This is a genomic window from Curtobacterium sp. MCJR17_055 (assembly GCF_003224335.1).
Taxonomy (GTDB): domain Bacteria; phylum Actinomycetota; class Actinomycetes; order Actinomycetales; family Microbacteriaceae; genus Curtobacterium.
In genome coordinates, this window is the sequence record NZ_QKLF01000002.1 from 564,038 (window position 1) to 577,504 (window position 13,467).

A 13,467-nucleotide genomic window follows, 5' to 3' on the forward strand; every position below is an offset into this window, starting at 1 on the left:
ACAACGCGCCCCGTCGGAACGGGGCGCGTTGTGCGTTGCGGGGCGCGAGGCCCCGGCGTCAGTGACCAGTCGGCACGTACGCGGCCTGGCCGGCCTGCACGATGGCCTCGGCCTCGGCGGCGTCGCCCCAGCCCTCGGCCTTGACCCACTTGTTCGGCTCGAGGTCCTTGTAGCGCTCGAAGAAGTGCGCGATCTCGGCCTTGGTCTGCTCCGGGACGTCCGCGATGTCCTGGATGTGCGCCCAGCGCGGGTCCTTCGCGGGGACGACGAGGACCTTCTCGTCCTTGCCGGCCTCGTCGCTCATCTTGAAGACGCCGACCGGGCGGACCTTGACGCCCACACCGGGGAAGGTCGGGAACTCGAGGAGCAGCAGCGCGTCCACGGGGTCGCCGTCGTCGGCCAGGGTCTTCTCGAAGAAGCCGTAGTCCGTCGGGTAGACGAACGAGGTGAAGAGCACGCGGTCCAGGTACACGCGACCGGTCTCGTGGTCGACCTCGTACTTGTTGCGGCTGCCCTTGGGGATCTCGACGACGACGTCGTACGCGGCCATGTGCACTCCTTGGTTCTTCCGGTGGTGGTCTGTCGGCCGTCGGGACGGCCCGGCTAACGTTACCGGGTGAACACTCCGCGCCCCCGGCTGGACCCCGCGGTCGCCGAGATCCGGCGGTCCGTCCGGTCCCTTCTCGAACGCGCCCGGGCCGACGGCACCGTCGCGTCGGGTGACCTCGTGCTCGTCGCCCTGAGCGGTGGCCCGGACTCGCTCGCGCTCGCGGCCGCCACCGCGTTCGAGGCGCCGAAGCAGGACCTCCGTGCCGGTGCCGTCGTCGTCGACCACGCGCTCCAGGCGGGGTCCGAGGCGGTGGCGGGACGGGCCTCCCGGCAGGCCGCCGAGCTGGGACTCGACCCGGTGAGGGTCCGCCGGGTCACCGTCGGCTCCGACGGCGGTCCGGAGGGCGCCGCCCGCGAGGCCCGCCACGCGGCCCTCACCGAGGCCGCGGTCGCCACCGGGTCACCCCTCGTGCTCCTCGGGCACACGCTCGACGACCAGGCCGAGACGGTGCTGCTCGGCCTGCTGCGCGGCAGCGGACCGGACAGCCTGTCCGGGATGGCGCCGTTGACCGTCCGCACCGCGGGGCCCGCGTACGGACGTCCGCTCCTCGGGGTCCGGCGGCACGTGACCCGGCAGGCCTGCGCCGCGTCCGGCCTGGTGCCGTGGGACGACCCGCAGAACAACGACCCGACGTACGCCCGCGTGCGGGTGCGGACCGCGCTGATGCCCGTGCTCGAACGCGAGCTCGGGGCCGGCGTCCCGGAGGCGTTGGCGCGCACGGCCGACCAGCTCCGCGAGGACGCCGCGGCGCTCGACCACTTCGCCGAGGAGATGGCCGAGGACCTCGCCGAGCACTCCGAGGCGGGGATCTCGCTGTCCGTCCCCGAGCTGGCCGCGAACCCCCCGGCGCTCCGGCAGCGGCTGGTCCGGCTCGCGGTGGAGGGCGAGTTCGGGGTGACGCTGTCCCGGGCGCAGACGCTCGAGGTGTGCCGGCTCGTGACCGACTGGCGCGGGCAGGGGCCGATCGACCTCCCCGGCGTCCGGGCCATCCGGTCCGGTGAGCGGGTGTCCTTCGCCGCCAGGGAGCCCCACCCGGGCGGTTAGGGTGGTGTGGTGGAACTCTCCGACGTGCAGGCAGACCTCTCCGAAGTGCTCTTCACCCCCGAGCAGATCGACGACAAGATCGCCGAGCTCGCCGCAGCGGTGGACCGTGACTACGCCGGGCGCGACCCGCTGCTCGTCGGCGTGCTGAAGGGCGCGGTCATGGTCATGGCCGACTTCTCCCGCCACCTCAAGATGCAGGCGCGGATGGACTGGATGGCCGTGTCCTCCTACGGCTCCGGCACGAAGTCGTCCGGCGTGGTGCGGATCCTCAAGGACCTCGACACCGACCTGCACGGCCGTGACGTCATCATCGTCGAGGACATCATCGACTCCGGCCTGACGCTGTCCTGGCTCAAGCAGAACCTCGAGTCCCGCGGGGCCGCGAGCGTCGAGATCGTCGCGCTGCTCCGCAAGCCCGAGGCCGCCAAGGTCGAGGTCGACGTCAAGTACGCCGGGTTCGAGATCCCGGACGCCTTCGTCGTCGGGTTCGGTCTCGACTACGACGAGCGCTACCGCAACCTGCGCGGCATCGGCGTCCTCGCGCCGCACGTCTACTCCTGACAGGCGAGCGGGAGTTCGCCCGCAGAGGACACCCATTCTCGCCACAGAGTCACCGCCGTATGCTGACTCGCACGCACTTCAGGCAGAGAAAGGTGTCGGGCCGTCGGGCCCGGATCACATGGACTTCAAGCGCATCCTCCGCGGGCCGTACATCTGGATACTGGTCGCGCTCGTGGGGATCTTCATCGGATGGACGTTCATCGCCCAGTCCGGCACCCAGGAGATCTCCACGCAGAAGGGCCTCGAGCAGCTCTCGGACGGCAAGGTCTCGGCGGCCGTCATCAACTCCACGGAGCAGCGCGTCGACCTGACCCTCCGCGGCGAGGGCGGCACCGAGCAGTTCTACTACTCGACGCCCCGCGGGCCCGAGGTCGTCGAGGCGGTCTCGCAGGCCGACCTGCCGAAGGGCTACAACGACCACGTCCAGCAGTCGAACGTCCTCGTGTCGCTCCTGCTGACGCTGCTGCCGTTCCTGCTCATCGGCGCGTTGTTCTGGTTCCTGCTCTCGAGCGCCCAGGGGGGTGGCTCGAAGGTCATGCAGTTCGGCAAGTCCAAGGCCAAGATGAACAACAAGGAGAACCCGCAGGTGTCGTTCGCCGACGTCGCGGGCTCCGACGAGGCCATCGAGGAACTCCACGAGATCAAGGAGTTCCTCAAGGAGCCAGCGAAGTTCCAGGCCGTCGGCGCGAAGATCCCGAAGGGCGTGCTGCTGTACGGCCCTCCCGGTACCGGCAAGACCCTCCTCGCCCGCGCCGTCGCGGGAGAGGCCGGCGTGCCGTTCTACTCGATCTCCGGTTCGGACTTCGTCGAGATGTTCGTCGGTGTCGGTGCGAGCCGTGTCCGTGACCTGTTCGACCAGGCCAAGCAGAACTCGCCCGCCATCGTCTTCATCGACGAGATCGACGCCGTCGGTCGTCACCGCGGCGCCGGCATCGGCGGCGGCAACGACGAGCGCGAGCAGACGCTGAACCAGCTCCTCGTCGAGATGGACGGCTTCGACGGCAAGACGAACGTCATCCTCATCGCGGCGACGAACCGCCCCGACGTGCTCGACCCCGCGCTCCTCCGCCCCGGTCGCTTCGACCGGCAGATCGGCGTGGATGCGCCGGGCCTGCAGGGCCGCAAGCAGATCCTCGAGGTGCACGCGAAGGGCAAGCCGCTCGCCGCGAGCGTCGACCTCGAGTTGCTCGCCCGCAAGACGCCGGGCTTCACCGGCGCCGACCTGGCGAACGTCCTGAACGAGGCCGCGCTGCTCACCGCACGGTCGAACGCGCAGCTCATCGACAACCGCGCCCTCGACGAGGCCGTCGACCGCGTCATGGCCGGGCCGCAGCGCCGCACGCGCATCATGTCCGACCAGGAGCGCCTCATCACGGCGTACCACGAGGGTGGACACGCCCTCGCGGCCGCCGCGATGCGTCACACCGACCCGGTCACGAAGATCACGATCCTGCCGCGCGGCCGGGCACTCGGCTACACGATGGTCCTGCCGCTCGAGGACAAGTACTCGGTCACCCGCAACGAACTGCTCGACCAGCTCACCTACGCCATGGGTGGTCGCGTCGCCGAGGAGATCGTCTTCCACGACCCGACCACGGGCGCGTCGAACGACATCGAGAAGGCCACGGGCACCGCGCGCAAGATGGTCACCGAGTACGGCATGAGCCGTGCCGTCGGGTCCGTCAAGCTCGGCGCCGGGTCGACCGAGCCGTTCGTCGGCCGCGACATGAGCGGTGGCACCGGTCGCGACTACTCGGAGAACATCGCCGAGACCGTCGACGCGGAGACCCGCGCCCTGCTCGAGGCCGCGCACGACGAGGCCTACCAGGTGCTCAACGCCAACCGGGACATCCTCGACCGCCTCGCCGGCGAACTCCTCGAGAAGGAGACGCTCGACGCGCCGGAGCTCGTGGAGATCTTCAAGGACGTCCGCAAGCTGCCCGAGCGCCCGCAGTGGCTCTCGAGCGACAAGCGCCCGGTGAGCGACCTGCCCGCGATCGAGGTCCCGGGCAAGGCCGCCGCGACGGCCGAGGAGCCCGTCGGCATCGACGCCTCGAAGCCCCGTCGCCACCGCCCGTTCGGCAACCCCGGTATCGCCCCCGCGTAGGCCGGCATGACGGACCTGCCGACGAGACGGTCGCGTCGGCTCGCCGAGGTGAGTCGAGCGCGCGAAGCAGCAGCAGGACCGGCGACGGTCGCGATCGACCTCCGAGCACCCTCCCCGGTGCCGGAGGTCGTGACCGGCCGTCGCCGCGACCGCTCCACCGGGGACGCCACCCGTGTGATGGGCATCCTCAACGTGACGCCCGACTCGTTCAGCGACGGCGGCCTGCACCTGGCCGTCGACGCGGCGCTGGAGCACGCCCGGACCCTCGTCGCGACCGGTGCCGACCTCGTCGACGTCGGCGGTGAGTCCACCCGGCCCGGGGCCGAGCGGGTCCCTGCCGAGGTCGAACAGCAGCGTGTGCTGCCGGTCGTGCAGCAGCTCGTCGCCGAGGGCGTCGCGGTGAGCGTCGACACCATGAACGCCAGCACCGCTGAACGGGCGGTCGACCTCGGTGCCGTCATCGTCAACGACGTCTCGGGCGGACTCGCCGACCCGGACATGGTCCACGTCGTCGCGGACTCCGGCGTCGGCTACGTCGTCATGCACTGGCGCGGCCACAGCGACCGGATGCACCGGAACGCCGAGTACACGCACGCGGTCGAGGAGGTGCGGCGCGAGGTGGAGATGCGCGTCGCGGAGCTCATCGTCCTCGGCGTCCGCCAGGAGCAGGTCGTCATCGACCCGGGTCTCGGCTTCGCCAAGCAGGGGCGGCACAACTGGGAGATCCTGGCGGGCTACGACCGCTTCGCCTCGATCGGGCTCCCGGTGCTCGTCGCCGCGTCGCGGAAGCGGTTCCTCGACGGCGTGGGCAGTCCGGCCGGGGCGCCACCGGCCGAGCGCGACCTGGCCACGGCGGCGATCAGCCTGCTCGCGGCCGAACGCGGCGCATGGGGCGTCCGCGTGCACGACCCGGCGCCGACCCGCGCCGTACTCGACGTCTGGGACGCCTGGAGGGCAGCTCGATCATGAGGGACACCATCCGCCTCGTCGGGGTCCGCGCACGCGGCAACCACGGGGTCTTCGAGCACGAACGCGCCGACGGGCAGGACTTCGTCGTCGACGTCGCGGTCGAGGTCGACGCCACCGCGGCCGCCGACTCGGACGACCTCGCCGAGACCGTGCACTACGGGGTGCTCGCCGAGCAGGTCGTCGCCGAGATCGAACGCGACCCGGTCGACCTCATCGAGACCCTGGCCGAGCGCATCGCCGCGGCCGTCCTGACGCACCGGGCGGCCCTGGCGACCGAGGTCACCGTGCACAAGCCGCAGGCTCCCATTCCGGTGCCCTTCACGGACGTGTCGGTCACGATCCGTCGGGAGCGCACGAGCGCTGCCGACGGGACCGAGGAAGAGGAATGACGCGCGTCGTCATCGCCCTCGGCGCCAACCTCGGCGACCGGGGGAGCACCCTCCGCGCCGCCGCGCGAGCGATCGCCGCGCTGCCCGGGGTCCGTCCGGTGGCGTCGAGCTCCGAGGTCGAGTCCGTCGCCGTGACCCTCGACGGTCCGGACGCGGCGAAGCCCCGCTACCGGAACGCGGTCGTGGTCGTCGACACCGACCTCGAGCCGGACGAGCTCCTCGACGCCCTGCACGGCATCGAGGACGAGCACGGCCGGACGCGGGAGGTCCGGTGGGGCGACCGGACGCTCGACCTCGACGTCATCGCGGTCGACGACCGGCACATCGACACCGCGACGCTCACCGTGCCGCACCCCCGGGCGCACGAGCGCGCGTTCGTCCTCGCGCCGTGGGCGGACGCCGACCCGGACGCGATCCTGCCCGGGCGCGGACCCGTCGTGGCGCTGCTCGCAGCCCTCGGCGACGACACCGAGCGGGTCGACGAGCCGCGGCTGTTCGACGCGATCGCGCCGGCGGCGGGAGCCGCCTCGTGAAGCCGACGCGGGCCTCCACGCTGGTCAGCGTCGCGATCGTCGCCGCGGTCGCCGGGTTCGCCCTCGACACCGCCCTGACCGCACGGCAGTCCCCGACGCTCCTCATGTCGGTGCCCCTCGGCCTGACGCTCGCGTTCATCGGCATCGCGCTGCTGTTCATGGCCGCGCCGATCCGTCGGCAGACCCGGGGCCGCGCCGAGCGACGGGTCGACCCGATGTACGCGACCCGCGTGGTGTTCCTCGCGAAGGCCTCGAGCATCTGCGGTGCGCTGTTCGGCGCGTTCGCCCTCGGACTGCTCGTGTACCTCCTGACCCGGTCGGTCCTGCCTTCGCTAGGCTCGACCCTGCCGAACGCGGTGGCGTTCGGCGGCGGGATCGTGCTCACCGTGTGCGCCCTCGTCGCCGAGCGGATGTGCATCGCGCCGCCCCCGGACGAGGACGACCACGACGGGCGGGGCGCCACCACGGCCTGACCGGTGCTGCCGGTCGACGAGGACCGATCCCCGCAGACCAGGAGACCCCGATGCCGCTCGAACGCCTCGACGAGACCGGACTGGGTCTGCACGACGTCACGTGGACCCGGGTCTCCGCGAAGCTGGTCTGGACCGACCTCGTCGGGACCGTCCTGGTCGGCGGTGTCGTCACGGCGGGGCTCGTGCTCCTCGGCGTCGCGAGCGGTGGCACGGGCGGCACGGCGGGCCTCGTCTGGTTCGTCCTCGGCGCCGTCGTCGCCGTCGTCACGCTCGTCACCGCCGTCCTCACCCCGCGCCGCATCCGGTCCATCGGGTACGCGCTGCGCGAGGACGACCTGGTGCTGCGTCGCGGGCTGATGTGGCAGCGCTTCACGGCCGTGCCCTACGGTCGGCTGCAGCTCGTCGACGTGAACCGGGGCCCGCTCGACCGGGCGCTCGGGATGAGCGAGCTGAAGTTCGTCACCGCGGCGGCCTCGTCGAACATCCGGATCCCGGGCATCCCCGCGAGTCAGGCCGACGAGCTGCGCGACCGCCTCGTCGAACTCGCCGAGTCCCGTCGCGCGGGGCTGTAGGCCGTCGTGACGTTCCGACCCGAGGCCCCGATTCCCGCGCCGCCCCGCAAGGGCGACGCGGCAGCGGCTGCGCCCCTCACCGACGGCGAGTGGCACCGCCTGCACCCGCTCACCCCGCTGCTCAAGGGCGGCATCTTCCTGGTCGTCATCCTCGGCTACGTCCTCAACAACCTGCGCGACCAGATCGTCGAGGTGTTCATCCCGGGCGAGGGCGGCCCGCAGGAGGACGGGGACCCCGTCCGCTACGTCTACGAACACGGCGTGGTCGGCTGGGTGCTGCTCGGGATCGCGGTCCTGTTGCTCGTGCTCATCGGGCTGTTCCACCTGTCCTGGCGCATGCACGAGTTCCGCGTCACGGGCGAGATCGTCGAGGTGCGCTCGGGCGTCGTGTTCCGCACGCACCGCAAGGCCCGGCTCGACCGCATCCAGGGCATCAACATCTCGCGGCCGCTCATCCCGCGGCTGTTCGGCACCGCCAAGCTCGAGGTGGCGCAGGCCGGCAACGACGCCAACGTGCAGCTCGCGTACCTGGGGGCGAAGGCCGCGGACGACCTCCGGCAGCGCATCCTCGTCCTCGCCTCGGGCGCGAAGGACCCGGCACGCGACCCGCGGGCCGCTGCCGCCGCTGGCAGCGGGGTGTACGGGCGCGTGGGGGAGTTCCTGGCGCCCGAGCTCGACCCCGAGGCCGTGCACGCGACCCGGGTCGTGCGGGTGCACCCCGGACGGCTCATCGCGTCGATGCTGCTCTCCGGCACGACGGTCGTCATCCTGCTGCTCGTCGTGGCGATCATCGTGAGCATCAGCCTGACCGGGCAGTACTTCCTGCTCGTGTCGCTGTTCCCGGCGGTCATCGGCGCGGGCGGCTATTACGTCCGCAAGTTCTCGAAGTCGCTCCGGTACACGATCGCGGAGACCCGGGACGGCATCCGGATCGGCTTCGGGCTGTTCTCCACCTCGAACGAGACGCTGCCGCCTGGTCGCATCCACGCCGTGAGCGTCGCCCAGCCGCTGCTCTGGCGCCCCTTCGGCTGGTGGGACATCCGCATCAACCGGGCGACGAACGCCGGCAACGGCGCGACGACGAACCAGCAGGCCTCGTCGATCGTGCTGCCCGTCGGCACCGCGGCCGACGTCCGTCAGGTGCTCGAGATCATCCTGCCGGAGCTCGTCGGCGCGGCGGTCGTCGGACCGGCGGCGTCGATGGAGCGGTTGCGCGAGGGGTCGGCCGAGGCCGTGGGTGTCGTCGACGACAGCCTCACGACGACGGGCGACCAGGGCGGTTTCGTCCACTCGCCCCGTCGCGGCCGGTGGCTGCGCCCGTTCTCCGCGTCGCGCAACGGCTACCGCTTCGTGCCCGGAGCCGTGCTGCTCCGGCTCGGTGCCGTCTGGCGCTCGCTCGTCGTGGTCCCGCTGCCGCGCGTGCAGAGCGTCAAGGTGACGCAGGGACCGCTCGAGCGCGCGCTGCGCGTCGCGTCGGTGCACGTGCACACGGTCTCCGGTCCGGTGTCCGCCCGCGTCGGGGCGCTCGACGCCGGTGACGCGCAGCGGCTCTGGTCCGGCACGACCGAGCGCGCGGTCGAGGCGGCGGCCGCCGACACCTCGCACCGCTGGCGGGACGGCCAGGAGGCCCACCCCACCGCCGACACGTCGGCGCACGGTCCCGAGGTGGCCGGATCGCACGCGCCCGGATCGCACGCGCCCGGGCCGCACGTGACCGAGCCGGACGGCGGGGGCCAGGCCGTCGGCGGACCGGCACCCGCGTGGCTGACGCAGGACGGGCCTCCCGGCTGGCACACCGTCCCGTGGCCGGGAGCCCTGCGATGAGGGCCGGGCGTCTCGGTGTCGGCATCATCGGCGCCGGACGGGTCGGCCCCGTGCTCGGAGCCGCCCTGGCGAACGCCGAGCACGCCGTCGTCGGGATCACCGCCGTCTCCGAAGCCGGACGCGACCGCGCCGAGGCGATGCTCCCCGGGGCGCCGGTGCTCGGCACGCCGGAGCTCGTCGAGCGCAGCGAACTCGTGCTCCTCGCCGTGCCGGACGATCAGCTGCCGTCACTCGTGCAGGGTCTGGCGGACGCGGGCATCTGGCAGCCGGGTCAGCTCGTGGTGCACACCAGCCCGGACCACGGGGTCGACGTCCTCGCCCCGGCGATGCGCGCCGGGGCGATCCCGCTCGCGATCCACCCCGCGATGGCGTTCACCGGGACCAGCGTGGACCTCGCCCGGCTCCGGGACGCGTACTGCGCCGTGACCGCGCCGGCGCCGGTGCTCCCCATCGCGCAGGCCCTCGTCGTGGAGATGGGTGCCGAGCCGTTCGTCGTCGCCGAGCGGGACCGACCCGCGTACGCCGACGGGGTGCGCGCGGCGGTGAGCTTCTCGACGGCGATCATCGACCAGTCCGTCGGCGCGCTGGCGGGCATCGGCGTGGAACACCCCGGGCGGGTGCTCGGCGCGCTCGTGCGCTCGGCCGTCGACAACGCGCTGACCGCGGCCGACGGGCAGTCGACGCTCTGAGGGACGGCGGGGGGAGCGCAGCCGGGCGGGTAGCATCGACGCGATCCCCCACGACCTCCGGAGCCGCACCAGCATGACCGACGAGACCGCCCCCGCACGCACCGACACCGCGGCCGAGACCGCGGTCGCCGACGCCGCCGCACTGGCCGAGCAGGAGACGAGCGAGCAGCGTCAGGTCCGACTCGACAAGCGCGCGCGACTCCTGGCGTCCGGAGTCGACGCCTACCCGGCCGAGCTGCCGATCACGACGACGATCCCGGCCGTCCGCGAGCAGTACGCGCACCTGGAGACCGGCGAGGAGACCCAGGACGTGGTCGGCGTCGCCGGGCGCGTCGTGTTCTCCCGGAACACCGGCAAGCTCTGCTTCGCCACACTGCAGGCGGGTGACGGCTCCCGAATCCAGGCGATGGTCTCCCTGGCCGAGGTCGGCGACGAGTCGTTGGCCCGCTGGAAGGAGTTCGTCGACCTCGGGGACCACGTGTTCGTGCACGGCCGCGTCATCTCCTCGCGTCGTGGCGAGCTGAGCATCATGGTCGACGAGTGGGCGATCGCGGCGAAGGCGATCCTGCCACTGCCGAACCTGCACAACGAGCTGAACGAGGAGACCCGGGTCCGGCAGCGGTACCTCGACCTCATCGTGCGCGAGGACGCGCGGAAGACCGTGCGGGCCCGCGCCGCCGTGATGTCGTCGCTCCGCCAGACCTTCACGTCGCACGAGTACCTCGAGGTCGAGACCCCGATGCTGCAGACCCAGCACGGCGGCGCCTCGGCCCGACCCTTCGTCACGCACTCGAACGCCTTCGACACCGAGCTGTACCTGCGCATCGCGCCCGAGCTGTTCCTCAAGCGTGCGGTCGTCGGCGGCATCGACCGGGTGTTCGAGATCAACCGCAACTTCCGGAACGAGGGCGCCGACTCGTCGCACTCGCCGGAGTTCGCGATGGTCGAGGCGTACCAGGCGTACGGCGACTACGAGCAGATGGCCGACCTGACCCAGGAGCTCGTGCAGAACGCCGCTCGTGCGGTCACGGGCGGACCGCTCGTCGTGACGCTGCCCGACGGCACCGAGTACGACCTCGGTGGTGAGTGGGCGCGCATGGACATGTACGGCTCGCTGTCCGAGGCCGCCGGTCGGGAGATCACCCCGGAGACCCCGCTGTCCGAGCTGCAGGCGCTCGCCGAGGCCGAGGGCGTCGAGGTCGCGCACGCCACCCACGGCAAGTACGTCGAGGAGCTCTGGGAGCACTTCAACTCGGACGCGCTGTACGCGCCGACGTTCGTGATGAACTTCCCGGTCGACACCTCGCCGCTGACCCGGCAGCACCGGACCCGTCCGGGCGTCGTCGAGAAGTGGGACCTCTACGTCCGCGGGTTCGAACTCGCGACGGCCTACTCCGAGCTCGTCGACCCGGTCGTGCAGCGGGAGCGCTTCGTCGAGCAGGCCCGACTGGCCGCGGGCGGTGACCCGGAGGCGATGCGCGTCGACGAGGAGTTCCTCCGTGCGCTCGAGCACGCGATGCCGCCGTCGGGCGGCATGGGCATGGGTGTCGACCGGCTGCTCATGGCCGTCACCGGCCTCGGCATCCGCGAGACCATCCTCTTCCCGCTGGTGAAGTAGGCCCGACCCCGCGGAGGAGGCCCGGTCTGCGTCGGACGCAGGCCGGACCTCCCGACCGGGCGGGGTACCATGAACGCGTGCCGAATGGACTCGTGAGTGGGATCGTCTTCGCCCTGACCCCGACCGTCCTGCTCGGGCTCATCTTCTGGTTCATCATGCGCGCGATCATCCGCGCCGACCGCACCGAGCGCACCGCCTACGCGAAGATCGAGGCGGAGGAGCGCGCCCGCTTCGAGCGCGAGCGCGGCACCGCCTCCGCGGCCCCCACGAGCGCCGAGTAGTCCCGACCGACTCGGCGGAGTCGCTCGGTCCCCGCACGGCACCGGCCGGTGTCCTGCCGGTCACCCGTCGTTCACGCCGTCGTCGCCGTGCGGTGTGAGCATCGTCGGCATGTCCATCCTGCAGCCCTCCGCATCCCGCAGCCTCGTCGGCGACATCGAGAGCGAGTACGACGAGTTCGACCGCGACGCCGACCTCGAGGTCTCGAAGGCCAGGGACGGGTGGCTCGAACCGTCCTGGTGACACCGCCGCGACATCCTCTTCGGGGTACGTCGACCGGATCCCCCGATCCGGCACGACGTACCCCGTTCCCGTTGTCCGGATGGCGTTGCACCCCGGGGTACAGGTGTCCCCCTCGGCGCTCAGCGGGAGTTTCACCCGTGTGATTCCGCGCCGATCGGCGTCGTGGCGGGGATCGAGGGCGGGACCACGGGGCCGGGACGGAGCACCGCCCGGTTGTCCCCCGGTCATGAACCACGGAGATCCCTGGGAATCGATCCAGCGGGTTTGTGGGGTACAGCCCCCGACCGCCAAACTCGGTCTCAGCCCACGAAGGACCATCCGTCACAGGCAGGGAGAGTCACCATGGCGATCGCAACGGCCGCACCCAGCACCACCTCGCGCCGCACCAAGAAGGCAGCGACCAAGACCACCTCCGCCGAGGTCACCACCCTCGACACCGTCGCCGAGGTCGAGGCCGACGAGCAGCTCGCCGGCGTCCGCGGCGCATCGGTCGACCAGGTCGGCGACTACCTCCGCCACATCGGCCGGCTCGCCCTCCTCACCGCCGAGGAAGAGGCGGACATCGCCCGCCGCATCGAGGTCGGCCTGTTCGCCGAGGAGAAGCTGCACAACGAGCCGGGTCTCGAGAAGTCCCTCGAGCGTGAGCTGCGCTGGCTCGTCCGCGACGGTGAGCGCGCCAAGGAGCGGATGATCACCTCGAACCTCCGCCTGGTCGTGAGCATCGCGAAGCGCTACTCGCAGCGCGGCCTGCCGTTCATGGACGTCATCCAGGAGGGCAACCTCGGGCTGGTCCGTGCGGTCGAGAAGTTCGACTTCACGCAGGGCTACAAGTTCTCGACCTACGCCACCTGGTGGATCCGCCAGGCGATCTCGCGTGGTCTCGCCGACAAGGCACGCACGATCCGCATCCCGGTGCACACGGTCGAGCTGATCAACAAGATCTCGCGCACCGAGCGCGACCTGACCGTCGACCTCGGCCGCGCGCCGATGCCCGACGAGGTCGCCGCCGAGCTGAGCATGAGCGTCGAGGAACTCGTCGACCTCAAGGGCCGCTCGCACGAGCCGGTCTCGATCCACACCGTCGTCGGTGACTCCGACGACAGCGAACTCGGTGACTTCATCGAGGACGAGGACGCCGCGAGCCCGAACGAGCTCACCGAGACGACGCTCCTGCACCGCGACATCCGCTCCATCGTCGCCGAGCTGCCGAGCGACGAGGCCAACGTCATCCGCATGCGCTACGGCCTGGACGACGACAAGCCGATGACGCTCGACGAGATCTCGAAGATCGTGCACACGACCCGTCAGGCCGTGAGCCGTGTCGAGTCGCGCGCCAAGCTGCGCCTGTTCGCCAAGGCGGTCTCGCAGGACATGCAGCTGTACCTGACCGAGTAGGTCAGCAGACTCCGGTCGGCCCGTACGGGTCGGCCAGGGGATCCGGGTCGGTCCGTGGGAAGACGATCCGTGGGGTGATGGGATGAGGCCCGTCCGGTGCGAACCGGACGGGCCTTCCGTCGTCCCCGGGACGCGCGACCGGGACGCGCCGGGGACGGGCC

The 13,467-nt window shown here is 71.7% G+C and carries 15 protein-coding genes; 14 read left to right on the plus strand and 1 reads right to left on the minus strand.

The features are described from left to right. Nucleotides 1-58: 58 nt before the first annotated feature. Nucleotides 59-550 carry an inorganic diphosphatase gene (locus DEJ16_RS06735; protein ID WP_110825673.1) on the minus strand — a complete coding sequence of 164 codons (492 nt, stop codon included), beginning with the start codon at nt 548-550 and terminating at the stop codon, nt 59-61. Nucleotides 551-616: 66 nt separating this feature from the next. Between DEJ16_RS06735 and tilS the strand changes: the two genes are divergently transcribed. The 14 genes from tilS to DEJ16_RS06800 all read left to right on the plus strand — a co-directional run bounded on the left by tilS (nt 617) and on the right by DEJ16_RS06800 (nt 13,306). Then, nucleotides 617-1,654, plus strand: coding sequence for a tRNA lysidine(34) synthetase TilS (gene tilS, locus DEJ16_RS06740; protein WP_110825672.1), 1,038 nt, complete (start codon nt 617-619; stop codon nt 1,652-1,654). Nucleotides 1,655-1,663: 9 nt separating this feature from the next. Continuing rightward, nucleotides 1,664-2,215, plus strand: a complete 552-nt coding sequence (gene hpt / locus DEJ16_RS06745) for a hypoxanthine phosphoribosyltransferase (protein ID WP_110825671.1) — start codon at nt 1,664-1,666, stop codon at nt 2,213-2,215. A gap of 118 nt (nt 2,216-2,333) precedes the next feature. Then, the gene (ftsH, locus tag DEJ16_RS06750; RefSeq protein WP_110825670.1) at nt 2,334-4,322 is read left to right on the plus strand and encodes an ATP-dependent zinc metalloprotease FtsH; all 1,989 of its coding nucleotides are present in this window, start codon (nt 2,334-2,336) and stop codon (nt 4,320-4,322) included. Nucleotides 4,323-4,328: 6 nt separating this feature from the next. Continuing rightward, nucleotides 4,329-5,291, plus strand: coding sequence for a dihydropteroate synthase (gene folP, locus DEJ16_RS06755; protein WP_181419497.1), 963 nt, complete (start codon nt 4,329-4,331; stop codon nt 5,289-5,291). Beyond that, nucleotides 5,288-5,680, plus strand: coding sequence for a dihydroneopterin aldolase (folB, locus tag DEJ16_RS06760; protein WP_110825669.1), 393 nt, complete (start codon nt 5,288-5,290; stop codon nt 5,678-5,680). Before folP ends, folB begins: the two co-directional genes overlap by 4 nt. Next, the gene (folK, locus tag DEJ16_RS06765) at nt 5,677-6,213 is read left to right on the plus strand and encodes a 2-amino-4-hydroxy-6-hydroxymethyldihydropteridine diphosphokinase (protein ID WP_110825668.1); all 537 of its coding nucleotides are present in this window, start codon (nt 5,677-5,679) and stop codon (nt 6,211-6,213) included. Before folB ends, folK begins: the two co-directional genes overlap by 4 nt. Continuing rightward, nucleotides 6,210-6,686, plus strand: coding sequence for a DUF3180 domain-containing protein (locus tag DEJ16_RS06770; RefSeq protein ID WP_146232834.1), 477 nt, complete (start codon nt 6,210-6,212; stop codon nt 6,684-6,686). Before folK ends, DEJ16_RS06770 begins: the two co-directional genes overlap by 4 nt. 50 nt (nt 6,687-6,736) lie before the next feature. Continuing rightward, the gene (locus DEJ16_RS06775) at nt 6,737-7,258 is read left to right on the plus strand and encodes a PH domain-containing protein (protein WP_110825666.1); all 522 of its coding nucleotides are present in this window, start codon (nt 6,737-6,739) and stop codon (nt 7,256-7,258) included. A 6-nt stretch (nt 7,259-7,264) separates the two neighbouring features. Next, complete coding sequence (locus tag DEJ16_RS06780) at nt 7,265-9,082, plus strand: PH domain-containing protein (protein ID WP_110825665.1); 1,818 nt, start codon at nt 7,265-7,267, stop codon at nt 9,080-9,082. Further along, entirely contained in the window at nt 9,079-9,771 is a 693-nt protein-coding gene (locus tag DEJ16_RS06785) for a Rossmann-like and DUF2520 domain-containing protein (RefSeq protein WP_110825805.1), read from the plus strand. Before DEJ16_RS06780 ends, DEJ16_RS06785 begins: the two co-directional genes overlap by 4 nt. Nucleotides 9,772-9,844: 73 nt before the next feature. Continuing rightward, the gene (lysS, locus tag DEJ16_RS06790) at nt 9,845-11,389 is read left to right on the plus strand and encodes a lysine--tRNA ligase (protein WP_181419498.1); all 1,545 of its coding nucleotides are present in this window, start codon (nt 9,845-9,847) and stop codon (nt 11,387-11,389) included. 77 nt (nt 11,390-11,466) lie between these two features. Beyond that, complete coding sequence (locus DEJ16_RS06795; protein ID WP_110825664.1) at nt 11,467-11,670, plus strand: hypothetical protein; 204 nt, start codon at nt 11,467-11,469, stop codon at nt 11,668-11,670. A 109-nt stretch (nt 11,671-11,779) separates the two neighbouring features. Further along, nucleotides 11,780-11,911 (plus strand): hypothetical protein, encoded by a 132-nt coding sequence (locus DEJ16_RS15940; RefSeq protein WP_258365850.1) that lies wholly within the window; start codon nt 11,780-11,782, stop codon nt 11,909-11,911. A 342-nt stretch (nt 11,912-12,253) separates the two neighbouring features. Next, the gene (locus DEJ16_RS06800; protein WP_110825663.1) at nt 12,254-13,306 is read left to right on the plus strand and encodes a sigma-70 family RNA polymerase sigma factor; all 1,053 of its coding nucleotides are present in this window, start codon (nt 12,254-12,256) and stop codon (nt 13,304-13,306) included. The last annotated feature ends 161 nt before the right edge of the window (nt 13,307-13,467 follow it).

What these genes read in the sequence shown, in the direction of transcription:
- DEJ16_RS06735 (WP_110825673.1), bottom strand. Translation starts at nt 550, where the DNA reads ATGGCCGCGTACGACGTCGTCGTCGAGATCCCCAAGGGCAGCCGCAAC.
- ftsH (WP_110825670.1), top strand. Translation starts at nt 2,334, where the DNA reads ATGGACTTCAAGCGCATCCTCCGCGGGCCGTACATCTGGATACTGGTC.
- folP (WP_181419497.1), top strand. Translation starts at nt 4,329, where the DNA reads ATGACGGACCTGCCGACGAGACGGTCGCGTCGGCTCGCCGAGGTGAGT.
- folB (WP_110825669.1), top strand. Translation starts at nt 5,288, where the DNA reads ATGAGGGACACCATCCGCCTCGTCGGGGTCCGCGCACGCGGCAACCAC.
- folK (WP_110825668.1), top strand. Translation starts at nt 5,677, where the DNA reads ATGACGCGCGTCGTCATCGCCCTCGGCGCCAACCTCGGCGACCGGGGG.
- DEJ16_RS06775 (WP_110825666.1), top strand. Translation starts at nt 6,737, where the DNA reads ATGCCGCTCGAACGCCTCGACGAGACCGGACTGGGTCTGCACGACGTC.
- DEJ16_RS06785 (WP_110825805.1), top strand. Translation starts at nt 9,079, where the DNA reads ATGAGGGCCGGGCGTCTCGGTGTCGGCATCATCGGCGCCGGACGGGTC.
- lysS (WP_181419498.1), top strand. Translation starts at nt 9,845, where the DNA reads ATGACCGACGAGACCGCCCCCGCACGCACCGACACCGCGGCCGAGACC.
- DEJ16_RS15940 (WP_258365850.1), top strand. Translation starts at nt 11,780, where the DNA reads ATGTCCATCCTGCAGCCCTCCGCATCCCGCAGCCTCGTCGGCGACATC.
- DEJ16_RS06800 (WP_110825663.1), top strand. Translation starts at nt 12,254, where the DNA reads ATGGCGATCGCAACGGCCGCACCCAGCACCACCTCGCGCCGCACCAAG.